The 24,130-nt window shown below is 60.7% G+C and carries 19 protein-coding genes; 2 read left to right on the forward strand and 17 right to left on the reverse strand.

Features of this window, described 5'->3' with window-relative positions:
* Window positions 1–117 precede the first annotated feature (117 nt).
* Window positions 118–2,412, forward strand: a complete 2,295-nt coding sequence (locus BMI88_RS08935; RefSeq protein ID WP_078541789.1) for an arginine/lysine/ornithine decarboxylase — start codon at window positions 118–120, stop codon at window positions 2,410–2,412.
* Between the two features lie 107 nt (window positions 2,413–2,519).
* Window positions 2,520–3,596 carry an alcohol dehydrogenase family protein gene (locus BMI88_RS08940; protein ID WP_246831854.1) on the forward strand — a complete coding sequence of 359 codons (1,077 nt, stop codon included), beginning with the start codon at window positions 2,520–2,522 and terminating at the stop codon, window positions 3,594–3,596.
* Between the two features lie 75 nt (window positions 3,597–3,671).
* Here BMI88_RS08940 and BMI88_RS08945 read toward each other — a convergent pair whose 3' ends face one another.
* The 17 genes from BMI88_RS08945 to BMI88_RS09020 all read right to left on the reverse strand — a co-directional run bounded on the left by BMI88_RS08945 (window position 3,672) and on the right by BMI88_RS09020 (window position 23,886).
* Entirely contained in the window at window positions 3,672–3,977 is a 306-nt protein-coding gene (locus tag BMI88_RS08945; RefSeq protein WP_078547915.1) for a DUF4342 domain-containing protein, read from the reverse strand.
* 229 nt (window positions 3,978–4,206) lie between these two features.
* On the reverse strand, window positions 4,207–5,745 hold the full coding sequence (locus tag BMI88_RS08950) for an amidase (RefSeq protein ID WP_078547917.1): 1,539 nt from the start codon (window positions 5,743–5,745) through the stop codon (window positions 4,207–4,209).
* 228 nt (window positions 5,746–5,973) lie between these two features.
* Window positions 5,974–6,972, reverse strand: coding sequence for an acetamidase/formamidase family protein (locus BMI88_RS08955; protein WP_078541792.1), 999 nt, complete (start codon window positions 6,970–6,972; stop codon window positions 5,974–5,976).
* Between the two features lie 45 nt (window positions 6,973–7,017).
* Complete coding sequence (locus BMI88_RS08960; protein WP_078520223.1) at window positions 7,018–7,731, reverse strand: ABC transporter ATP-binding protein; 714 nt, start codon at window positions 7,729–7,731, stop codon at window positions 7,018–7,020.
* Window positions 7,724–8,440 (reverse strand): ABC transporter ATP-binding protein, encoded by a 717-nt coding sequence (locus tag BMI88_RS08965; protein WP_078520224.1) that lies wholly within the window; start codon window positions 8,438–8,440, stop codon window positions 7,724–7,726. Before BMI88_RS08965 ends, BMI88_RS08960 begins: the two co-directional genes overlap by 8 nt.
* The gene (locus tag BMI88_RS08970; RefSeq protein ID WP_078520225.1) at window positions 8,440–9,510 is read right to left on the reverse strand and encodes an ABC transporter permease; all 1,071 of its coding nucleotides are present in this window, start codon (window positions 9,508–9,510) and stop codon (window positions 8,440–8,442) included. Before BMI88_RS08970 ends, BMI88_RS08965 begins: the two co-directional genes overlap by 1 nt.
* Before the next feature lies 1 nt (window position 9,511).
* Complete coding sequence (locus tag BMI88_RS08975) at window positions 9,512–10,384, reverse strand: branched-chain amino acid ABC transporter permease (protein ID WP_078520226.1); 873 nt, start codon at window positions 10,382–10,384, stop codon at window positions 9,512–9,514.
* Between the two features lie 105 nt (window positions 10,385–10,489).
* Complete coding sequence (locus BMI88_RS08980; protein WP_078520575.1) at window positions 10,490–11,725, reverse strand: urea ABC transporter substrate-binding protein; 1,236 nt, start codon at window positions 11,723–11,725, stop codon at window positions 10,490–10,492.
* Between the two features lie 41 nt (window positions 11,726–11,766).
* Window positions 11,767–12,423, reverse strand: a complete 657-nt coding sequence (locus BMI88_RS08985) for an ANTAR domain-containing protein (protein ID WP_078547920.1) — start codon at window positions 12,421–12,423, stop codon at window positions 11,767–11,769.
* Window positions 12,420–13,580, reverse strand: a complete 1,161-nt coding sequence (locus BMI88_RS08990; RefSeq protein WP_078547922.1) for a transporter substrate-binding domain-containing protein — start codon at window positions 13,578–13,580, stop codon at window positions 12,420–12,422. Before BMI88_RS08990 ends, BMI88_RS08985 begins: the two co-directional genes overlap by 4 nt.
* A 536-nt stretch (window positions 13,581–14,116) precedes the next feature.
* The gene (locus BMI88_RS08995) at window positions 14,117–17,080 is read right to left on the reverse strand and encodes a DEAD/DEAH box helicase family protein (protein ID WP_078547924.1); all 2,964 of its coding nucleotides are present in this window, start codon (window positions 17,078–17,080) and stop codon (window positions 14,117–14,119) included.
* A 7-nt stretch (window positions 17,081–17,087) separates the two neighbouring features.
* Window positions 17,088–17,696, reverse strand: a complete 609-nt coding sequence (locus BMI88_RS19525; RefSeq protein ID WP_146673528.1) for a hypothetical protein — start codon at window positions 17,694–17,696, stop codon at window positions 17,088–17,090.
* A 2-nt stretch (window positions 17,697–17,698) separates the two neighbouring features.
* Window positions 17,699–18,754 (reverse strand): restriction endonuclease, encoded by a 1,056-nt coding sequence (locus tag BMI88_RS09000; protein ID WP_078547926.1) that lies wholly within the window; start codon window positions 18,752–18,754, stop codon window positions 17,699–17,701.
* Window positions 18,751–19,134 carry a DUF4160 domain-containing protein gene (locus BMI88_RS09005; RefSeq protein ID WP_078547928.1) on the reverse strand — a complete coding sequence of 128 codons (384 nt, stop codon included), beginning with the start codon at window positions 19,132–19,134 and terminating at the stop codon, window positions 18,751–18,753. Before BMI88_RS09005 ends, BMI88_RS09000 begins: the two co-directional genes overlap by 4 nt.
* On the reverse strand, window positions 19,131–20,486 hold the full coding sequence (locus BMI88_RS09010; RefSeq protein WP_078547930.1) for a restriction endonuclease subunit S: 1,356 nt from the start codon (window positions 20,484–20,486) through the stop codon (window positions 19,131–19,133). The genes BMI88_RS09005 and BMI88_RS09010 overlap by 4 nt, the downstream gene beginning before the upstream one ends.
* Window positions 20,483–22,504: a class I SAM-dependent DNA methyltransferase gene (locus BMI88_RS09015; RefSeq protein WP_078547932.1), complete on the reverse strand. Its 2,022-nt coding sequence runs from the start codon at window positions 22,502–22,504 to the stop codon at window positions 20,483–20,485. Before BMI88_RS09015 ends, BMI88_RS09010 begins: the two co-directional genes overlap by 4 nt.
* A gap of 101 nt (window positions 22,505–22,605) precedes the next feature.
* Window positions 22,606–23,886, reverse strand: coding sequence for a serine protease (locus BMI88_RS09020; protein ID WP_246831889.1), 1,281 nt, complete (start codon window positions 23,884–23,886; stop codon window positions 22,606–22,608).
* Window positions 23,887–24,130 lie beyond the last annotated feature (244 nt).

The raw sequence follows: 24,130 nt of genomic DNA on the forward strand, positions 1-24,130 counted from the left end.
GTGCGGGAGGGTCTCCCGCACGGGCTTGACCTTGCCTATATTCGGCTGAAATGAACAGGGCGCGGCGCACGCGCCCCATTCGCCCGACCCCGATAGGCCCGAGAGAGGACCCCCCTGATGAAATTTCGCTTCCCGATTGTCATCATCGACGAGGATTTTCGCTCCGAGAATACCTCCGGTCTCGGCATCCGGGCACTCGCGCAAGCCATCGAGGCCGACGGGTTCGAAGTGCTCGGCGTCACCAGCTACGGCGACCTGTCGCAATTCGCCCAGCAGCAAAGCCGCGCCTCGGCCTTCGTGCTAGCGATCGACGACGAGGAATTCTCCTCCGGTCCCGAACTGGACCCGGCGGTCGAGAAGCTGCGCGCCTTCATAGAGGAAGTGCGCTGGAAAAACGCCGATGTGCCGATCTTCCTGCATGGCGAGACCAAGACCTCGCGCCACCTGCCCAACGACATCCTGCGCGAGCTGCACGGCTTCATCCACATGTTCGAGGATACGCCGGAATTCGTCGCCAAGCACATCATCCGCGAGGCGAAGAGCTATCTCGAGAGCATCCAGCCGCCCTTCTTCAAGCAATTGCTCGACTATGCCGAAGACGGCTCCTATTCGTGGCACTGCCCGGGCCATTCCGGCGGCGTCGCCTTCCTGAAATCGCCGATCGGCCAGATGTATCACCAGTTCTACGGTGAAAACATGCTGCGCGCCGATGTCTGCAACGCGGTGGAGGAGCTGGGCCAGCTGCTCGATCATAACGGCGCGATCGGCGCCTCCGAACGCAATGCCGCGCGGATCTTCAACTCCGATCACTGCTTCTTCGTGACCAACGGCACCTCGACCTCGAACAAGATGGTCTGGCACCACACGGTCGCGCCGGGCGACGTGGTCGTGGTGGACCGCAACTGCCACAAGTCGATCCTACATGCGATCATCATGACCGGTGCGATCCCGGTCTTCCTCAAGCCCACGCGCAACCACTGGGGCATCATCGGCCCGATCCAGCGCTCGGAATTCGAACCCGAGGCGATCCGCGCCAAGATGAAGGCGAACCCGCTACTGGCCGATTACGACACCGACAATGTCCAGCCCCGGATCATGACGCTGACGCAGTCGACCTATGACGGCGTGCTCTACAATACCGAAGTGATCAAGTCGCTTCTCGACGGCTGGGTCGACAACCTGCATTTCGACGAGGCGTGGATCCCCCATGCCGCCTTCCACCCGTTCTACGGCCAGTATCACGCGATGGGCCGCAAGCGCGAGCGCACGACCAAGTCGATCACCTATGCGACGCAATCGGTGCACAAGCTGCTCGCCGGGATTTCGCAGGCAAGCCATGTGCTGGTGCAGGACAGCAAGGAAGAGAAGCTCGACCGGCATCTCTTCAACGAGAGCTACCTGATGCACACCTCCACGAGCCCGCAATATTCGATCATCGCAAGCTGCGATGTGGCGGCGGCGATGATGGAGCCTCCGGGCGGCACGGCACTTGTGGAGGAAAGCATCGTCGAGGCGCTCGATTTCCGCCGCGCGATGGTGAAGGTCGAAGAGGAATACGGCCCCGAGGACTGGTGGTTCCAGGTCTGGGGCCCGACCGATTTCCGCGCCGATGGCGACGGGATGGCCGCGACCCGCGACTGGGTTCTCAAGAAGACCGATGCCGAGGGCGTCGAGACCACCGGCTCGGATAGCTGGCACGGCTTTGGCGACATGGCGCCGGGCTTCAACATGCTCGACCCGATCAAGGCCACGATCATCACCCCCGGCCTCGATATCGAGGGACGTTTCGACGACAGCGGCATCCCCGCCTCGATCGTGTCGAAATACCTCGCCGAGCATGGCGTCGTGGTCGAGAAAACCGGGCTTTACAGCTTCTTCATCCTGTTCACGATCGGCATCACCAAGGGCCGCTGGAACACGCTGCTGGCCGCGCTCCAGCAGTTCAAGGACCATTACGACAAGAACCAGCCGCTATGGCGCGTGATGCCGGAATTCTCGGCGAAGTTCCCGCGCTACGAGCGCATGGGGCTGAAGGATCTCAGCCAGCACGTCCATTCGCTTTACGCGAAATACGACGTCGCGCGGCTCTCGACCGAGATCTACCTGACCGACCATCACCCCGAAATGACCCCGTCGGAGGCCTTCTCGCATATCGCGCGGCGCAAGACCGAGCGCGTCTCGATCGACGAGCTGGAGGGCCGGATCACGACGAGCCTCGTGACCCCCTACCCGCCGGGCATTCCGCTGCTGATCCCGGGTGAGGTCTTCAACGCGAAGATCGTGGATTACCTGCGCTTCAACCGCGAATTCGCCCGCGAATGCCCCGGCTTCGAGACCGATATCCACGGGCTCGTGACGGAGACGGGCGAGGACGGCCAGACGTATTACTTCGCGGATTGCGTGGCGCGCTGAGGCGGGCCCGATCAAGCTCCGAGGCTCAATATCAGGGCGCGGCTCGGTTTATCCCGACCGCGCCCTAACTCATTTCTCAGACGGATCTGTTTCGAGAGGAAAGCAGCATGAGCGACACGCCAAAGGGTACGATGATGGCCGTGGTCACGACCGGAACGGGCGGCTACGAGCGGCTCGACTACCGCGAGGTCGCGATGCCCGAACCGGAGCCCGGCGAGGTGCTGCTGCAGGTGCTCGCGGCAGGCATCAACAACACCGACATCAACACCCGGTTGGGCTGGTATTCTTCTGACGTCAAATCCGGCACGCAGGACTCGCGCGAAGACGCCGAGCATGCCGATGGCGGCTGGAGCGGGGCCACGCCCTTCCCACTCATCCAAGGCACCGATTGCTGCGGCCGGGTCGTCGCGGTGGGCGACGGCGGCGACGAGACCCTGATCGGCACCCGCGTTCTGGTGCGCTCCTGCATGCGCGAGAAAGATTTCTCCTCGATGGACACGGTCTGGCTCGGCTCCAATTTCGACGGGGCCTTCGCGCAATATGTGAAAGTGCCCGCAGGCGAGGTCTTCGCTATCGACAGCGATTGGAGCGACGCCGAACTCGCCACCCTGCCCTGCGCCTATGGCACCGCCGAGAACATGATCCACCGCGCAGGCGTCACCGACGGCGAGCGCGTGCTGGTGCCCGGCGCCTCGGGCGGCGTGGGCTCGGCGTTGATCCAGCTCCTCAAACGGCGCGGCGCGGAAGTCGTTGCCATTACCAGCGCCGCCAAGCGCGAGAGGGTGCTGGAGATCGGCGCGGACCAAGTGCTCTGTCGCGAGGACGATCCCGTAGCGGCGATCGGCGAGAACAGCGTGGATGTGGTGATCGACAACGTCGCCGGGCCGGGTTTCGGCACGATGCTGAAACTGCTCCGACGCGGCGGGCGCTATGCCTCATCGGGCGCGATTGCCGGACCGGTCGTGGAGCTCGACATGCGCGACCTGTATCTCAAGGACATCACCCTGATCGGCTGCACCGCATGGGACGAGCCCATCTTCGGCAACCTGATCTCCTATGTCGAGAAGGGCGAAATCCGGCCCCTGCTGGCCGCCACCTACCCGCTCGATCAGATCGTCGAGGCGCAAAAAGTGTTTCAGGAAAAACACCACGCCGGGAAGATCGTGCTGATCCCGGCGTCCTGAGGCGTTGGATCCGGATATCCGGGTGGGAGCGCAAGCCCCACGCTGATGGCGCTCCCGCTCCGCCCGGCCCGGGGCCTACTCGTCCTTCTTATCGTCGTCGCCGGGTTCCTCGACCCGCTCGATTTCGACCTTCACGCGGGTGGCCAATCCGGCGATCACGCCGAGGACGGCCAGCCCAGGCGCGGCGAGCACCACGACCCCGCTGACGACGAGGCTGAGATTGAGGGGCGCCTCGACGAAGGGGTCCCCGCCGGCGGAGCTGATACGCAGCTGGCGCACGCTCCCCTCCTGCGCCAATTCCTTGACGCGATCGACGAGTTGGTTGCCAGCGACCTCGATTTCTTCCCAAACGGTGCGCTCGGGCTTCTTGTCGTCTTCCATCGAACTCTTCCTCTCGAATTGTGGGTAAACACGGAGGTGTTGTCGCAGCGCGCGTGCCGCACACCGCTAGCGCGCCATTCGCTGCGCAGATGGAAAGAAACACGATTCCACAGCCCGCGCCTTGATCTTCGTCAGGCGCGGGAAAAAGGGCCGCTGCGGCGCGCGCTCGGGCAAAAGCCGAGTTCACACCGCAACGGCCAGAAGGTGCTGTGACGCCGATTAGCCCCGATCAGACCGCAGGTTTGCGGTGCAGCGTGCCCTGCTCATAGGCATAGGCACATTGGATCAAGGCGTGTTCGCTCCACTGCTGGCCGAGGAAGATCAGCTCGAACGGCGCGCCGGAGGCGTAGTAGCCCGCGGGCACGGTGACGCCCGGAATGCCCGCGATGTTCAGCTCCCCGACGGTGGTCTCGAGGATCGCGTCGCCCGAATGCAGACCCGGCAGTTCGCAGAGCATCTGCGGGTAGACGAGCGCATCCAGTTCGTGACGTGCGAAAACTTCCTCCATCAGCAGCAGATAGGTCCGCTTCAAGGCCGTGAACGCGGGCAGCGCGGGCGGCGTGGTCGGAGATTTCACCGCCTCGACGAAATCAGGCAGCTCGTTGAGGAAGCCGAGGATCGCCCCCTTCGCGAGCACGTTTTCCTCCTTCGTGGCCTCGACGAACTCCTCCCAGGTCTTGATCGCCGCATTCGGACCCAGCCGCTCGAGATATTTCGTCATGTCATAGGGGATGGATTCCAGCCCGCGCCCGTCGAAGAAGGGCGTGCCCGGCGTGATCTCGCGATAGCTTGCGAAATCGGTGCCCGCGAAGGGGTCGTCGACCAGAACCGCGCCGAGGTCTTCAAGCTCGCTCTTCGCGCGATCGTAGAGATCCGCCGCCTCGTGGGAGAGTTCATTCTTCCGCCAGCCCGGCCCGTAAAGCCCGAGCCTTTTGCCCTTCAGGCCGTCCTTCGACAGGCCCGAGGCGTAGCCGCCTTCGGGGATCTTGTCGACGCAAGCCAGCGTCTTGGGGTCTTCGGTGGTGAACCCCGCCAGCACATCGAGGCCGAGGGCGGCATCCTTGACAGTGCGGGCAATCGGCCCGACCACGTCGCGATTGCCCGAGAGCGGCACGACCCCGGCATTCGGCACCAGCCCGATCGTCGGCTTGATGCCCACCAGCCCCTGCGCCGAGGCCGGGTTCTGGATCGAGCCGCCGGTTTCCTCGGCCAGCCCCATGACGCACATATGGGTGGCGACCGCCGCCGCCGTGCCTGCGCTCGATCCGCCCGGCGCACGATCCTCGATCGCGGGGTTGATCGTGGGACCGGCCCAGCTGTCATTGGCATGCGTTCCGGTCCAGCTGAGGATCGGGACGTTGGTCTTGCCGAGGATCACCGCATCGGCGGCGCGCATCCGGGCCACCACCGGGCTGTCGCGTTCGGGCATCAGATCGACGCCGCCCGTCCCGGAATAGAGAAGCCGCCAACCGGCCGTGGTGGGGATGCCCGCCATGTCCATCGGATCCTTCACGACGATCGGCACCCCGGCCAGCGGCCCGAGCGCCTCGCCCGCAGCGCGCCGCCGGTCGATGTCGCGGGCGGTCTCGAGGGCGGCGTCATTCTCGAAGATGATCGCGTTGTATTTGCCGTTCAGCGCCTTGACCTGAGCGATGCAGGCTTCGGTCAGCGCCTCTGCGGTGAACGCCCCCGAGGCCAGCCCCTCCTGAACGGCGGCGACGGTGAGCGTTCCGAGATCGGGCAGATCGGGTTTCGTTTGAGCGGACATGAGAGACTCCTTTTCCGTTTGGCGGGCATGGTGCCGCCATCGCCCGAGCCGGAGCCGGGCGGGGTGGATCGAAAGTGACGAAGCTCGACCCGTGACGCGAACCGATGAGGCTGCAGAGACGGTCGAAGCCGGGAAGAAAAAGGTCGCCCCCACCCAAGAAGCTGCCCTCCAAGGCAGAGGCGACAGGTTAAAGACCGCGCAACAAGGGATAGGGGCGCGGCCCTAAGCTCATTCGGCGATGCCGACGATCGACTTCAGGACCGAGGCCCCGACCGTGTATTTCGGGTCGACCATGTTGCCGAGACGCACGCGCCCGCATTGGGTCAGCAGCATGTAGGCGTCGATCTCGTCGAAGCCGAAATCGGCGGCCATCCAGCGGATCAGCTCGCGGTAAGCGCCGCGCGCGGCGTCTTCCATCGGACGTGCCGAGCCGACCGTCATGTAGAACTCTTCGTTCTCCAGACGCGGCGTGCTGATCGTCCAGTTCTTGATCAGGTCGATGCGCACGGTGGTGACGGTCGGGTGCTCGACCGCGACGCCGCAAAGCTCGCCGTCGCCCTGGGCTGCGTGGCAATCCCCGAGGAACAGATAGCCGCCCTCGGTCTGCACCGGCAGATAGACGACCGCGCCCGGCGCGACATCGGGAAGGTCCATGTTGCCGCCGTAATAATCCGGCACCAGCGAGGAGATCGCCTCGGCAATCGGAGCCGTGCCGATCGTGCCGATGAAGGGCTCGTAAGGCAGGCTGATCTTGTCGTTCCACTTCGTGCCTTCCTCGACGGTGATGTCGAGCTTGCGCACCACCTCGGGCAGCGGCGCGGTCAAGAGCGCAGTCTCGAAGGTGGGAACCAGACCGCCGAATTCGGGCATGATCACCGTGGTGCCCCGCGGCTGCGGCCCGCGCGGCACGATGCTCTCGATATAGACCGCGATCGTGTCGCCCTTCTCGGCGCCGTTCACGTAGATCGGGCCGTTTTGCGGGTTCAGGAAGGGAAAGTTCAGGATCTCGGTCGGCTTGTCGGTCTCCGACTTGATCGCGCCTTCGAACGCGTCATGGGTCTCGGCGCTGACGACGGTGCCCGGATCGACGGTCAGGACCGGCTCGATCCCGGCGGTGTAGATGTAGGGATAGCTTCCCTGCTCTTCCTCGGTGATCGTGCGTTTCTCGAGGGCCTGACCTTTCGCCACGCCCTTGCGCGCCATGATGGATTCTTCAAACCAGCTCATAAGTTGCTCCTTTTACTTGCAAATTCCATGATTGTTCCGGGGAGATCAGACCGACAGGTATCGTCGGATCGTGTCGCGGTCCTGCAGCATCTCGCGGTCGAGTTCGGCGACGATCCGGCCCTTGTCCATGACGTAGCAGCGCTGCGCCATCGCCCGGATCATGTCGACATTCTGCTCCACGAAGACGACGGTCACGCCGGTCTCGCGGTTCAACTCGACCATGATGCGCGCGATGTCCTGCACGATGTTCGGCTGGATCCCCTCGGACGGCTCGTCGAGCAGGATCATCGACGGATCGCCCATCAGCACGCGCCCGATGGCGAGCTGCTGCTGCTGACCGCCCGACATCGTGCCCGCGCGCTGATCGGCGCGCTCCTTGAGGATCGGGAAATAGCGAAAGATCTCTTCGACCTTGCCGGGGGTGGATTTGCCCGCGATGCTTTCGCCGACGAGCAGGTTCTCCAGCACGGTCATGCGCGGGAAGACATCGCGGCCCTGCGGCACATAGCCGATGCCCTTGCGCGCCCGTTTATGTGCCGAGAGCAGGTCGATCGACGCGCCGTCGAGGTTGATCGACCCCTTGTCGGTCGACAGCAGCCCGATCAGCGTCTTCATCAGAGTCGATTTGCCGACCCCGTTGCGCCCGATGACCGCGACGATCTCGCCCTCGCGGACCTGAAAATCGACGCCCTGCAGCACCGGCTTGCCGCCGTAGCCCGCATTGAGTTCGATCACGTCGAGAAGGACATCCTTACGCATCGACTTCTCCCAGATAAATGGCGGCGACACGTTCATCGGCGGTGATCTCGTCGATGGTGCCCTGCGCGAAAATCTTGCCGAAATGGAGCACGGTGACCTGGTGGGCGATCTGGCGCACGAAGGCCATGTCATGCTCCACCGCCAGCAGGGTCATGCCCTCGCGGTTGAGTTCCTGAAGCATCTCGCCGGTGGCGAAAGTCTCGTCGGGCGTCATCCCGGCGGTCGGCTCGTCCAGCAGCAGCAGACGCGGCTTGAGCGCCACCGCCATGCCGATCTCCAGCCACTGTTTTTGACCATGGCTGAGATTGCCCGCGAGCTGCTTGCGGTCCTGCGAGAGTTTCAGGAACTCCAGCAGCCGGTCGATCTCTTCTTGCAGGATCTCGGGCGCGACATGGTGCTGAAGCGCGATCGTCAGGTTCTGCTGGACGCTCAGTTCCTTGAAGATGCCGGGCACCTGAAACTTAACGCTGATCCCCTTGCGGATGCGCTCGAACGGCTTCGCGCGGGTGATCTCCTCGCCGTCATAGAGGATCGCGCCGCTATCGGGCAGATGCTCGCCGAGGATCAGCTTGAAGAAGGTGCTCTTGCCCGCCCCGTTGGGACCGATCAGGCAGTGCATCTCTCCGGGCTGAAGCGCGAAATCGACATTGCCCGTGACGTGGAGCCCGCCGAAATGCTTGTTGAGCTGGCGTGTTTCGAGAATGGCCATCACCGCTCTCCTTCCAGTTTGGATTTCCGGCGCATGAAGGGCGAGAGCAGCGCGATGACGATGCCACGCGGGGCGATCAGAACGGTGATCACCAAGAGCGTCCCCATCACGATCAGCGCATATTGGCTGCCGTAGATCGTGAGCGACTGGAACACCATCAGCACCGCGAGCGTGCCGATGATCGTGGTCGTGAGGTCCGTGCGTCCGCCGACCGCGACCCAGACGATGGGCAGCGAGGCCGCCGTCATCCCCATCGAGGCAGGCGTGATGTAGTTGCCCCAGGAGGTGTAGAGCACACCCGACAGCCCGGCGAGCGCGGAGCCGATCACGAAGGTCGCCAGCTGATACTTGCGCACGTCATAACCCAGCATCTCGGCGCGCATCGGGTTCTCGCGGATCGCCACGATGACATTGCCGAAGCGCGAATTCACGAGGATGCGCAGACCGAGATAGCAGACCAGCAGCAGCGCCAGCGTGACGTAGTAGAGGGTCACGTCCGGGTAGAGCACGATATTGCCGCCCGGCCACGGGATCGTCAGCGAGGGCATCGCGCCCATGCCGTTGAAGCCGTTCAGACGCGCCTTGCCGATCGCCCATTCGGGCCCCGCCGTCTGCGCCATGAAGCGCTCGAGCACCAGCGTCACTGAGAGCGTCACGATGCCGAGGAACACCCCGCTGATGCGCCCGAAGAACAGAAAGTAGCCAAGGATCGCCGCGAAGAGCGCGCTCAGGCCAACCGCCAGCACCAGCGAGAGCAGCGTCAGGCCGTAGGCGTCGCCGAGGTTGATCGTCAGGACCCCGTAGGCGTAGCCCGCGACCCCGAAGAAGGCGGTCTGGCCGAAGCTGAGCGCCCCGCCATAGCCCCAGATCAGGCTCAGCCCCATCGCCATGAAGAGCCAGTTGAAGAAGTAGACGTTATTGCCGACGTCGTAGCTGTCCGCAAAGGCCGGATAGGCGCAGGCGGCGAGCAGGACGACAGTGAAGCCCGACCAGAATTTCGGTCCCTTGCCGAGGGTTTGCGGCCCCTCGATGAGCTTCAGAATGGAAGTGAAACGGGATGCGCTGCTCACGTCAGGCCCTTTCTTTCAGGATCTTGCCGCTGATGCCGCGCGGCAGGATGCGGATCACGATGATGACGGCGATGAGCATGCCGATCTGACCGGCAAGCTGGCCCTGCCAGGAGGTCAGCGACGCTTTGATGAAGCCAAGCACGACCGCGGCAGGCGCCGTCCCGAGGAAGATGTCTGCACCGCCCACGACGACGGTCACGAAAGCCTCGACCATGAAGGCGGCCCCCATCGTCGGCACGAGCGTCATCGTCGGCGCATAAAGCCCACCGGCAAGCCCCGCGAGCGCCGCGCCCAGACCGAAGGTCAGGCTGTAGATCAGGTTGGTATTGACCCCGAGCGCCTCGGCCACATGCGGCACCTGGATCGTGGCGCGGGCAAGGATGCCGAAGCGCGTCTTGGTGAACATCAGCCACAAGGCGGCCAGCGTCGCGAGCGCCATCACCACGAGCACGATGCGATAGATCGAATAGGAATAGTCGCCGACGGTGAAGCTGCCGAAGGGCGTGCCGCTGCCGGCCATCGTCGTGCCCAGCACGATCAGCGTGCCTTGGGTGACGATCATCGAGATCCCCCAGGTGGCCACGATCGTATCGAGGGGACGTTTGTAGAGCGGTCGGATCACCACGACCTCGACGATCATCCCGGCGATACCGGCGGCCAGAGAGCCCAGCGCGATCGCGATCGGAAGGGGCACGCCCATATGGGTGGCGCTCGTCGAGACATAGGCGCCGCAGAGGATGAACTCGCCATGCGCGAGGTTGATCACGCCCATCATGCCGAAGATCACCGCGAGGCCGCAGGCGCTGAGCACGAGGAAGGCGAACGCGTCTCCGAACTGATAGAAGAAGCTGAAAAGAGAGTAGAGGAACTCCATAGACCGTCCCTTTCTTGGTGGCCGTCGTTCAGGGAAATCCGGGCAGGAAAATCCGGGAGGGGACGGATGCGGAGCCAAGGGGCCCCGCATCCGCGATGCGTCGGATTACTCCGTCGGCAGGTGCGACGGGGTGTACTGGTCGCTCGGATCGTTCTGGGTCAGATCGCAGCCGACATCGCCCAGCCAGTAAGGCTTGATGTCATCCCATTTCTTCGGGAACTCGATCGAGTGATCTTCGAGCACATGGGCCAGATAGATCGTGTGCGAGGTGTGCTGGCTCTTCGGATCGATGCACATCTCGCCCTCGGGCGCGTCGTAGCACAGGTTGCCATCGGCGAGCGTGGCGCGAACATCTTCCAGAGCGGTCGAACCGCCCGCTTTCTCGACCATCTCCTTGTAGAGATAGACCGCCGCGTAGGAGTTCTCGGCTTCCTGGTTGATGTAGGGCTCGTCGGGGAACATCGCGTGGAACTTCTCGACGAAGGCCTTGCTTTCCGGCGTGTCGATTTCCTCGACATAGTTCACCGTCGCATACATGTCCTTCAGGCTCGGGGGCGTGAAGCGCTTATGCTCGTAGCCCTGACCCACGTTCACGGACGACGCCATCGGCAGATCGACATTCGCCGAACCGGCCTGCTCGTAATAGGACGACTGCGCCGTGCCCACGAGCAGCGTCACCACGAAGTCGGGCTTGGCGGCCTGAATGTTCTGGATGGTCTGCGAGAACTGCGACACGCCGAGCGGGATGAACTCTTCGCCCACCATTTCGCCGCCATTGTCCTTGACGATGTTGCGCACCCATTCGGCCGAGATCTGACCGAAGTTGTAGTCGGCGGCGATGGTGTAGACGTTCTTGCCGTACTTCTCCATCATGTAGGGGATCAGCGTCGAGAACTGCTGCTCCGGCACCGCGCCGGTGACGATCATGTTCGCGTCGCAGACGCCGCCTTCATACTGGTTGTTGTAGAAGGCCAGCCCGTCGAACTGGTTGACGATCGGGCGATAGGCTTCACGCGAGGCCGAGGAGAAGCCCGCGAAGACCACGTCCACCTTGTCGCGCTGCAGCACGCGGCGCATGAATTCCTGATAGCGCGTGTTGTCCGACTGGGTGTCGTAGGTCACCAGTTCGATCGGACGACCGGCGATACCGCCCGCGTCGTTGATTTCCTTGGTGGCCAGCTGGATGCCATGCACCTTGCCGATGGTCGCGAGGGCGAAGTCCCCCGACTGGTCTTCGAGCACACCGATCTTGATCGGCTCGGCGTCCTGAGCCATCACGGGCCCTGCAAAAGACAATAGGGTAGCGAGCACCGAAGCGGTGCTGATCAGTTTCCTGGTCATTTTCAACTCCTTGTTGAGGTTTTTCCGGGTGCCTTGCTGGGCTAGCGCGCCTGACACCTCTTTTTCGTTTCACCGCGATCGAGATCGCTGTCCGGGTTTGCCAGCATCAGGGACTCGCAGTGGTCCTCGACGCTGACGCGCGCGCGCATGCTCTCCTTTCTCAGAAGGTCATATGCGGCATCTTCGTTAAGCCCGCGCTGGCGCATGAGCGCCGCGACAGCCTTGATGACGTAAATCCGTTTGCGGCGGCGTTCGCCCATATCGTCGAGGCTCGCCTTGAGGCCGTCGATTTGCTCGAACGCGTTCACGCCCAGATAGAGAGCGGAATAGACGGCGCCGCTATGGATCGGTTTTTGCAGGAAGGACGCGGCCCCGAGTTGGAGCATCGCCTTGAGACGGCTCGGCGCTTCCGTTCCGACCAGCCCGACCGTCGGACACGGCGCATGCTGGGGCGACAGGTTGAAACTCTCGGGCCAGGCCTGTGGCAGGTTCAGGTCGCCGTCGATGATGACGAGGTCGGCCTCCGGGCTCAGGTCTTCGGGCAGTTCGAAAACCTGGCGCGGCGAGACGGGACAGGTATCCGGCTCCAGCCCCAGCCGACGCAAAGTCGTTTCGAGAATACCCAGCGAGCGGCCCTCGGTGGTGAAGATGACGGCCCTGCGGCCGCGGAAGTTTTGCGCGATCCGGGGTGTCTTCATTGAACCACCCTCACGTTCCTGCGCCGCTCCGCCGGCTCAAAGGTCGTCGTCGAGGACACAAGGTAAGGGTCGGCCGCGATGGGTTCGGGCGCTTCGAGCAGGATGTCGAACTCGAAATCCGCGCGCGACAGCCCGATGCGGGGCGTGAGCGAGGCGTGGTAGGTTTCGGGATCGATCGTGACCCGGCCTTGCGGCGCGTCGAAAACCTGACCCGCGGCCGCTTCGAGCACCGGACCTACTTCGGCGGTGCCCGCATCGGCGATGGATTTCGCGAGCATATGAATGGCGACATAAGCGGCTTCGGCTTCGGCGGAAACGACAGGTCCCTCGGGGAAGGCTTTGCCATAGGCCTCGACGAAGCGCTTGTTGCGCTCGCCTGCAAGGGAAGAGAAATAGACGCTGGAACTGATCTGCCCATCCGCCCCGACCGGGCCAATCGCGCGAAGCTCGGGCTCCGAGAGGTTACAGCTCGCGATGGGGAAGCGCGTGGTCTGCTCGATCCCGCGCGCCTCACAGGTCTCCCGGAAGGCGCGGAAGAACGCGTAAGAGGACTCGCCGATCAGCGCGTTGAACACGAAGTCAGGCTTGGTCTCGAGGATCTCCTCAATGATGGCGGCCATATCGGTCTCGCCGACCGGCAGATACCGCTCCGCCACCACTTCGCCGCGGCGCCGCTGAAGTTCCTCGCGCATCACCCGGTTGCTTTCCCAGCCCCAGATATAGTTCGAGCCGATGCAATAGGCGCGGCGGCCGAAGCGGGCGCAGAGAAAATCGATGAGCGGCGACATGTGATGGTTCGGCGCCGCACCGGTGTAGATGACGTTTGTCGAGCTCTCGAAGCCTTCGTAATGGGTCGGATACCACAGCAGCGCGTCATGCTTCTCGAAGAGCGGGATCACTTCCTTGCGGCTCGACGAGGTGTAGCAGCCGCAGATATGGCGGATGCCGCGATCGAACATGCTCTGAACCGCCGGCGCGTATTTGTGCAGGTCACTCTCGGGATCGATATGGATGGGATGGAACGTGACCGCCGCGGTCGGGTCCGCATTGATCTCGTCGCAGGCAAGCTGCGCGCCGTTGAGCTGAGTATGCGCCACTCTGCCATATGCGCCGGTGGTCGAGAAAAGCAGGCCGATCTGTAGGTCGAGACGTGTCATTTTCGATCTTCCAACGACAAAAACCCCCAGAAGCAGAAACTGCTTTGGAGGCGGAATTGCCGACATATCTGAGGGTTCAACGCGCCATGATGAGCACATTTGCTCGGCGCTTACCTCAAGCTAGGGAATCGATCACGAAGGTGTCAATAGACATGTTACTTCGCCGTGGCCGCCCCCTTCTTGAGCTCACACATGCACGTTATTGAAGCTGTTCCCAAAGCAGACTGCCCGCAAATTGAGCGCAACCCGGATGCTCAGGCAAGTCTCGCCTTCCCTGAAGCTGTGATGTCCGGAGAGTGAGCGGTCATTGCGTGCGGGCGGAGGCTTCGCCGACGTGCGACGGGGTCGTTCTTGGGCATGGACACGATGCGCTGGCGGAGGAGGTGTCCGGTCAACCGAGAAATTGGGTCACGTATGCGGAAATAAAAACAACCACTTAGGAAAGCCTCGCAGCATTGCGTGCAGCAAAATGTGCAGCAAATTGTGCAGCAGATTTCTCCCCAGATCGGAGCATTGGAGAAAATGCTTGGACGAGGTCAACCATTTCGCGCTTGCCTCTGCGCACGCTTGAAGAAGTGGCGTGTTGCTTGCTCGCGCGCGTCCTTGTCGGTCATGACGATATTCCTCATCTCGTTATCCTGCTGGAACATCTTCACCATCTGCTGGAAGAACGCCTGAGAAAACGCGTTGTAGACCACGTCCGCCGGATTGTTGCGCATCATCTCGGTCATGTCGTCATCCATGACGTCACGGGTGACACGTTCGAAGCGCAGAAAGTCTTCGCGCGAGAACTTGGTCCCGTGTCGATCATTGAACGCGTCGATGATCTCCGAGAGAGAGCGCTCTTCTTCTTCCGTGTAAGGATTGGCGCCGAACTCGGAGATCGGCTGCAGGGTCGTGGTGTCGCCTGCAGTCAGGGACGCGTTTCCCTCCTCGCCTTTCTGAAGCTTGAAGGCTGCCAGGTTGAGCATATCGTCCGATACTGTGATATCGGCCGGGACGTCACGCGATGGAAGCAAGCGAGAGAGCCAGGAACTGTAAGCATAGAGCTTTTCTAGCCAGGCATCGTTGAGGTTTACGACCTGAGCGACGAAGGCGTAGAAGCGCTGGAAGCTCCTCAAGAGCTGCCGGAATTCCTCTTTCTGCGCCTCATCCTCGTCGAGCAAGAAGCGCTCGACAGCGAGCCGCACGGTCCCCTCCAGAACAAGACGATCCTGTTCGGTCAGGTCACCCTTGAAGAACTGATCGGCAAAACGCTCGATCTCTTCCTTGTCGATGTAGGTCGAATTGGAGATCCGCTGTTCGAGATCGTAGACCTGATTGAGATCCGTTCGTTCTTCGAGGGCCGTCGCCTCGAAGAACGGAGCGAAGGCTTCCTTGATGTCCTCCATCGTGTTCTGGAAATCGAGCACGAAGGTGCGGTCCTTGCCGGGATAGGTTCGATTCAAACGCGCGAGCGTTTGCACGGCCTGAAGGCCCGCCAGCTTCTTGTCGACATACATCGCGACCAGCTTCGGCTGGTCGAAGCCAGTCTGATATTTCTCGGCGACCACGAGGACCTGATAGGCATCTGTGGCGAACTTCTTCGGCAACTCGGTTTCGGCGAAGCCGTTCGCAGTCGCTTCGGTCCACTCATTCCCATCGACCTTCAGATCGCCGGAGAACGCGACGAGCGCCTTGAGATCGGAATAGCCCTTGCTTGCGATATAGTCGTTCAGACGCTGCCAATAGCGCAGCGCGTGCTCGCGGCTCTGCGTGACGATCATCGCCTTCGCCTTGCCCTCAAGCTCCCGCGCGACGTGGCGGCGGAAATGCTCGACGATGACCTCGACCTTCTGGTCAATCGCGGTCGGGTGCAACGAGGCATAGCGGGCGACGCGCGCTTGCGCCTTGCGGCCCTTGAAGGCCGGATCGTCCTCGATCGTCTTCTCGAGCTGATAGTAGGCCTTGTAGGTCATATAGTTCTGGAGCACGTCCAGAATGAACCCTTCCTCGATCGCCTGCCGCATCGAATAGAGGTGGAACGGATGCGGTTTGCCATCGGATCCGACGCGACCGAAGCGCTCCAGGGTGACGTTGCGCGGGGTCGCGGTGAAGGCAAGGAACGAGATGTTCTTCTGCGGGCCGCGCGCTTTCTGGAACGCCAGCACGAGGTCCTCGATATCCTCGGGGCTGGTGTCATCGCGGGTGAGCGCGTCAGTCATCGCCTGAGCCGCCTTCCCGGACTGCGAGGAATGCGCCTCGTCGATGATCACCGCGAAGTTCTTTCCGGCCTGTCCCGAAATCGTCGCCAGATGCTCAGTGCCGAACTTCTGGATGGTCGTGATGATGATCCGCGCACCCTTGATGATCGCGTCTTTTAGATCGCGGGACGTGCCGTCGATCTTCTTCACCACGCCTTCAGTCTGCGCGAACCCACCAATGGTATTCTGAAGCTGCCGGTCCAGAACCAGGCGATCCGTTACGATGATCGCTGTGTCGAAGAGCGGCTGGTCGTTCCCGTCATGCAGGTTGATGACCTGATGCGCGGTCCAAGCGATCGTGTTCGACTTGCCCGACCCTGCACTGTGCTGGATCAGGTAGTTCTGCCCTGGGCCTTGGGCCTTTGCGTCGGCTAGCACCTTGCGCACCGCATCGAGCTGCTGGAAGCGCGGGAAGATTAGCACCTCTTTGCCGTCACCCCGTTCGAGGTGGATGAAACGGCCGATCAGATCGAGAAGCACCTCGCGCGAGAAGACGGCCTTTCCGTCGGGCAGATCTTTGTAGAGATAGGCGACGCGGTTCTCGCCTGGCACATCCGGGTTTCCAGCACCGCCATCGCGTCCGCGGTTGAAGGGCAGAAACCGCGTCTTGCCGTTCATCAGCCGCGTGGTCATCGACACATTGTCCTGATCCAACGCGAAATGAACGATGGCGCCGCGCTTGAAGGTCAGCAGCGGCTCACCCGCAGGCGACCGATCCTTCCGGTATTGCTTCTCGGCATGTTTGACGTTCTGGCTGGTCAGGAGGTTCTTCACTTCGAGCGTCGTGACCGGAATGCCATTGACGAAGGTCACCAGATCGAGGGCGTTCTTGTTCTTTGCCGAATAAGTCACCTGGCGCATCACCGAGAGGATATTCGCCTCATAGAGCCGCGTCAGATCCGGGTTCAGGTTCGATGCGGGTTTGAAAAAGCACAGCGCGAAGCGGATGTTCGGCACCAGCTTGATGCCCGCGCGCAGCACGACGTGGGTCGGGTTCTCCTTCAGCGCCTTGTCGAGACGCTTGAGAACCTCCGCCTCGGCCTGCGCGCTGTAGTGATCCTCCAGCACCTTCCAGGCGTCGGGTTGCGTCGTCCTGAGGAAGCGGAACAGCAACTCGGTGTCGAGCGCATGGGCGACGTCATAATGGGTCGCGCAGGTGCGTTCGAGATACCCCTGATTAGTGTTGAGGCAGGAGACGATATGCGCCTCGAAGACCTTCTCTTGGTGGATGTCGGCGGTGGTGTGGGTGGTAGTCATAATTGTTTCACTCGCTTTCACCGATGGTTGCGAGATCACTTTCGCTAGCAGTGTGTTGTTCGCGGAACCTCTCGCAAAACACGTCGACCATTTTGCCCGCGATCTGCACTTGAGCGCTGCGGTTCAATTGCGTCACGCTGGACCATGCCGGAAAACCGCGCGGATTTGATAACGGGAACTCGAATCCAACTAACTGCTTGGGGCGATTTACTGGTTTGACACTTCTTCCATCGCCATGAGCGACTGCATTTCTAAGAGATACCAAGAATGCCAAGGCAGAAATCGGATTACCCTCGTCATCTTCCAACGTTAGCGTGTTTAGATTGCCTGTCGCCTTAGGTAACTTTCCAAAGAATCCCTCAATACATTCATTATGAAGCGCAATCTGTATCGCATCAAAGACTTCGAAGTTCGGGTCATCTTCGGGGGGAACGCGCGCATAGATATCTTTATCTGGGCGGATTGGACACGTTCGTATTCTTTGCGTGGTCCAGCAAAGGATTGCCGTGAATGTAGAGTAGGTATGGGTCGTTTTGAACGTAGGGTGAGGAGAGTTGAGCATCTTCCCAAATCTATGAATCGCTGCCCATTCGTAGTGTTCGTCCCTGATTTCCACGATTACCCGTCCTCTCCTTCATCAGGCACGAGGGTCCATGTTCGGCGAAGGGGCAGTTCTGCGCGGATCGCTTCGGGTAGCTCCTCATAGACCGAGAAGAGATTATCGACGATCTCCTGCCGCCCCCAGAACCTAACGCGGAAATAGAGTTCGTTCAGGCGTTTGCGGACAGGCGGCGTGAACCCGTTCCAACTGACTAATAGACCATAGTCTGCCTGTGTGTCCTGAACTGATCCGATCAGACCTTGCAGGTCAGGATGTTGCACCGTGATCGTCCCGGATTTCACTTGCGCAACGATACGGGGACTTTCGAGACCTAGGGGACCACTGCCTGCAACGAGATCGATGCCACCATCGGCACCGGGTGGCGAAACACGAACCTTCATGCCCTGTGCTTGCAGGATAGCTGCAACGAGTGTTGTCAGGTCATGCCCGGTGAACACCGACGCGATGCGTTTCTCGATCTGATCGCGGGCGATCTGGTCGAGATCGACCATCGCCTCAGAGGCGGCGTCGGACACGGTGTCCGCGTCAGGGACAGGCGCGAGAGGTTTTGTTGAGGGTGTGGTCCCGTCTCCGGGGTCTTTGCCCGCGGCGATCACCTGTTCCACGCGGGCAAGGGCATTGTTCCGACTGATCTCGCAGACTGTCATGAACGCACCGAAACTGTAGAGCAGGTCTTGCTTGAACGTGTCGCGTGGCAAATCGGTCTTCAACCATTGGACGGCGCGGGTTGGACTGCCCGTCTCAGGGTCGGGTTTGTAGTCACCCGTGACGCGAGCGATGGAGATCGTGCTAGAGGTCTTGACCGGGCAGATGATGAGATCGTCGATCTGGATGACGTTGATGAACTGGTTCATCTGCGCGGCAAAGTTCAGGTGCGTTTTGTGCTTCGCGTCAGGGAACGCGGTCTCCATGACAGCGATCAAACCGTCGCGATCCTTGGCATGGGAAATGTCGGAATGGATGTTGAAGTCGACCGTCAGGACGCTCTTTGCAAAGGCGCCTGCTTCGTATTCACCGTTCTTACCGAGAGCGACTTTCCAGAGACGTTTCATGTTGTTGCCTCCCGATATTCACCGACGGGACAGTCTGAGGGTCGGCGCTCGTTCCAAATGTCGATGAGTTTCCGCTTGTTTGACTTCCACCACTTGTAGATGTTGTTTTCGAAGCGAACCACTTCGCCGCTTCCGTTGATCCGCTGGCAGTCGCTAATGCTATAGTTCGCCGTGGAACCCTGAAACTTGACGCGGAAATGCGGTGGTGGATGTTCGTTAGAGAATATTTCGATCTTCAATCCGCCTAGACGGTCGACTTGAACTTTCTTCAGTTCGACGTATTCACCTTGCTCGGTGAACTCGATGATCCGCCCAGATGCGAAACTCTTGGACAATTCATCTTCAATTTCTTCCGGCACGCTGACCGCATATTCCGTCATGCACCCATCTCCTCTTGAATGGTGTCGAGGTGGCTGTCGGGGGTGCCAGATCTGGCATAAGTCGCAACGTCAATCTGACCCGTGACAGCGGCGGTGATCAGGGCGGAGCGGTATTCTTTGAGGCGGTCGATGGAGACGCTCGTTTTCTCGGTGATACGATCAAGTTTGCCGGCGCGCAGCCGAAGAGCGTTCAGCGTCGTCCGCATTTCATCAAAAGGGGGCACGGCGACAGGGAAACGCGCAAGGTTTGTTTTCGAAATGGACGCGAGATTGGTGCTCTGATTGGAGTGCAGAAAGAAGAAGTCGCGCGCATAGCGGGCGTTCGTCGCCAACGAGATCCAGTCTGAATATCGAATGTCATGAGGACGAACCGCGAAGACGTGGTTCTGATGAACGCAAGTTTCGATCTCGGACTTCCAGACTGCGCCACGACCAAGCTTGTCGTTGTCGCCGCCTTCATTCATTAGAACATCACCTCCCTGCAGCCGGTATCTTTGTTTCTCAAGTTTGGTCACAGGTATCTCGGCAACATCGCCCAGGTCCAACCAACCTGCCTGAACGTTTGCAACGCGCATGTATGGTGTCAGAGTTGTTTCGACGTCGTCTGGGATCGTTCTGCCAAGCGTCAGGCCACCGCGTATCTCAGCAAGATGTTTAAGCCGCCAGACGCGCCAGGTCGCAGGCACATGAGGAAGATACTGCGAATTTGTGGGGACCAAATCGGCGCCGTCGGCCAAACCCACAGTGACGGCAGAAGAAATCGCGGCAGAACGTTGTTCTCCCACCAACGCCACCAACCGCTGCTTTTTCTCGATCAGCAGGTCTATTCTTGCGGTCTCACGGTCCAGAAAGTCGGCGATCTGGCGTTGGGTTGAGAGATCGGGATACAGAAGCGGGATGTTCTCGAACTGCATTCGGTTGAACGAATATCGCATCCCGAAGGATAGTTTCTCGAAGAACTCGAAACCATGCTTCAAACCCCAGAAGTAATATTCGAGGAACCTCGCATCGATCTGAGCTGAAACATCGAACACGATGTAAAGGTTGCTGATGCATCCGGGAGTATCAGCAACACCGCAAAGTATTGGCGTCGCGTCGAAGTCTCGTGGCGTGAAGACAAACTGACCTCGCTCGACAATCTGGTGCCCTATATAGTTCTCGGTGGATTTTCCAAACGCGAGATCGGTCTTTACCTTCAGTCCTGTCTTGGTGAGCGAAAGCACCGTCGGATTTTCATCCTTGTTCTTCTTGGTTTGGTAGCGCTTCACAGCGAACCGCATCTTACGTTGGCGCCAACCCGGTGCGACAGGCACGAACCGCGAGCGGTGGTTGTCAATGACATCCAGCCTCACTCGACCACCTCCTGCAGCAGGCCTGCGATCTCGGCTTCCAGCACCTTCAACTCGGCGTCGATTTCCTCGAGCGGTCTCGGGGGCACGTATTTGTAGAAGTAGCGGTTGAAGTTGATCTCATATCCGACACGCCCGACGCCGCCATCCTGGGCGTCGGTGTAGCTCTCGTCCACCCAGGCATCCGGCACAAAGGGCAGAACCTCGCGCTTCACATAGGCGCGCCAGTCCTCGTTCAGCGGCACCAGCTCGTGATCGCGCAGATCGGTGTCAGCTTCAGGATTACCGTTCTTGTCGGTGCAGACCTCGGCGTCTTCGTCGCGCTCCGAGAGCGCAGACAGGATCGCCTTCTTCACCGGCGCCCCCAGCTTCACGCCAGCGGCCCGCAGAGCGTCGCTGAGCGACTTCTCGAACTTATAGCGAGATACCCAGCGCTCACCTCTCGGAAGCCTCTCTAGCGCCTCTAGAACGCCCGCCTGCTCATCCTCGTCGAGCTTAGCGAAGGGCTTGGCCTCGCGCAGCGCCTCCAGCCCCTCGGGTGTGACCGAGAAGGCCAGCTTGAGCGGTCGTTCGACCCGGATTTCGCGGTAGCCGAAATCAGTGGTTTCAAAAATCTTCGACACGTCAGCCCAGTCCGAATTGCCGTTGAGCATGTCGTGGTAGATCCGCGCGATCTCTTCGGTGGCCTCCTGTGGGATCTCACGCCGTTTCGAGCCGAGCGACTTGCGCATCGATTTCCAGAACCGCTCGCCGCTCGCATCGATCAGCTGGACCTTGCCGCGTCGGTCCTTGTCCTTGCGGTTGGTGAGCAGCCAGACATAGGTCTGGATCCCGGTGTTGTAGAAGAGGTCGGTCGGCAGCGCGATGATCGCCTCGACCCAGTCGTTTTCCAGCATCCAGCGGCGGATCTCGCTCTCGCCTGAACCAGCGCCGCCGGTGAAGAGGGGGGAGCCGTTCATGACGATCCCGATGCGCGAGCCTTGCTCGTCATTGCGCATCTTGGAAATCATGTGCTGCAGGAACAGGAGCTGCCCGTCCGAGATCCGGGGCAAGCCCGCACCGAAGCGGCCTTCCATGCCAAGATCGGCGGCCTCGTCCTTGATCGGGTCTGCGTATTTCTTCCAGTCAACTCCATAGGGCGGATTGGAGAGCATGTAGTGGAAGCGTTTGCCTTGGTGCGCGTCCTGGGTCAGCGTATTGCCGAAAGCGATGTTCTCGGGATTATGCCCGGTCACCAGCATGTCGGATTTACAGATCGCGAAGGACTCCGGGTTCAGCTCCTGACCGAATAGCTCGACCCGGATGCGGTCGTTGAGATCCTTCATCTCCATCTCGGCAATCGAGAGCATCCCGCCCGTGCCTGCCGCTGGATCATAGACCTGCCGGATGACGCCGCTGCCGGTCAGGGCTTCCTTGTCGTTGACCAGGAGAAGCGAGACGATGAGGCGGATCACCTCGCGCGGGGTGTAGTGTTCCCCGGCGGTTTCGTTCGAGATCTCCGAGAAACGACGGATCAGGTCTTCGAAGAGATAGCCCATCTCGATGTTCGAGATGGCGTCCGGGTGCAGGTCGATCTGGGTGAAGCGGTCGAAGACCTGGTAGAGCAGCCCGGCGTCGTTGAGGCGCTTGAGCTGATCGGTGAACAGGAACTTGTCGAGGAAGATGTCCCGGACGTTGCCCGAGAATTTCGTGATGTAGTCGATCAGGTTCTTGTGGATGTCCTTCGCGTCCTGCCCTTTGAGCGAGGCGAAGGTGAAGCGGGACAGGTTGTAGAGCCGGATGTTCTGCCCCACGACACCGGAGAGAAGCGTGTCGCGCGCGTCATCGTCCATGTCCGCGGGCAGGCTCTCGGCCATGGCAAGCACATCAGGCTTGCTCGCCTCAAGGATGCAGTCCAGACGGCGCAGGACCACGAAAGGCAGCACCACCTTGCCATATTCGGATTGCTTGAAGTCGCCGCGAAGAAGTTCGGCAATTGACCAGACGAAACTGCTTAAGCTCTTGATGTCGTTGTTGCTCATAGATCCCTCGAAATTCACGCGCAGGATGGGAGTAGGCATCCTTGGGTGCAAGAACAATTCGGACGATCAGCCGCTACAGCCCCTTCCAAGCGTTGCCCCCCCTATTCGCAGGTGATGAAATGGGTAACGGACGTCAGCATCTTGCCCATCTGCTCTGGAGCTATCTGCTCGCCTGCGTCGCTCGTCCGAGGCGTCACGCCGTTCTGGTAAAGAAACAGTTTCGCAATCTCTCCCCGGATGGCGAAGTTCACATTCTGCGGGATATCCCCGATCGCGTCCTGCACAAGTTTCGCGTCTAGCTTCGACACGACGACCCCGACGACATGGCCGTGTGCATCGACGACCGGACCACCCGAGTTCCCGGGCTGCACCGGCGCGGAGATCTGCATACGGCTTCCGTCACCGCCAAGCCCTTTGATGCTCGTAACTGAGCCGCGCGTGACATTCAGACCGCTCAGCAAGCCAGCGAGGGGATATCCTGCGATCGTGACATCTGCGTTCAAGCTCGCAGGCTTGGCCGCGAAGGTAACACTCTTCAGGCCGGTGACGTTCTCGATCTGCACCAATGCGAGATCGAAATCCTCATCCTTTCCAATCAGTTTTGCAGGCGAGCCGTCCACGGTGATCTTGCGACAATCCCCTGCGACGTGATTGTTGGTCAGAATCTTTCCGTCGGGAGCGACTGCAAAGCCCGTGCCGGTCCCGCCCTCGTCTTCTCCAGGGGGAGCGGGAGGTTTTTCACCAACAGTGCCCTCGCCAACTCGCGGCTTAAGGCTGAGATCCTTGGCCTCATCGAGAAACGCCATAACCCCAGTGTAAAGCTCGCCATACTCCGGAAGATCCAGTTCAGTGCCTCGATGGGGGAGAATTGACGCCGTAACCAACGCCAAACGACCAGCATCGCGATCTCGAGCGGACACAAGGATTGTCGACCATTCTCCAACGCGTATGCGATCAGAGCGCACGTAGAGTGTCTTCCCTCCAGATACGCGAGCTGACGTAATCAGCAGATGATCCTTGCGCACCGTGTAGAGGTTAGAAACTGAGGTATCGAGCGCGTAGCGGTGCATAGCAACTGCTCGGCCGATATCCCCTGAAGTCAAAGATATCGACAAGGTCGAAGCGCTGTCGTCAAAATCGAGATTGAGACCGTTCGCGCTGACATGCGAAGACATAGTCTTCTGTGGCGACAGGAAGGATAAATCGGCAAAATCGAAGTAGTAGCGTGACCAGCCACCATCCGAGATCGTCTTTATCTCGTCGACCACCAAAGCCACCGGCGCGAGGTTGGGCAGCTCACCTGCGTTAAAGTCGATGCCGCTCTTACGAGCGTAGGCCTGTAGAGCGCTCGCACTTCCGGCCCCCCATTTGCCATCGATCATGCCCAAGTAAGAACCGTCTAGCGCGAGAGCTGCTTGAAGAAACCGGACTTCCTGGGAGGTCAGATCACTAGCGCGAAAGGGCTCGACGAGTTCGCTTCTCGTCCAAGCACTCGCCGAACAGACTCCTAAGAATATCAGAAGACCAGCACTTAAAAGTGCACGCATCGAATAACTCCACCAATCCTAGATAAGAATGGCTCAGCGGCTGTGTTCGGTCAAGAAAACCGATCATTCAGGCCTCCGG

The sequence above is a fragment of the Thioclava sp. F36-6 genome (genome assembly GCF_002020305.1).
Classification (GTDB): domain Bacteria; phylum Pseudomonadota; class Alphaproteobacteria; order Rhodobacterales; family Rhodobacteraceae; genus Thioclava; species Thioclava sediminum.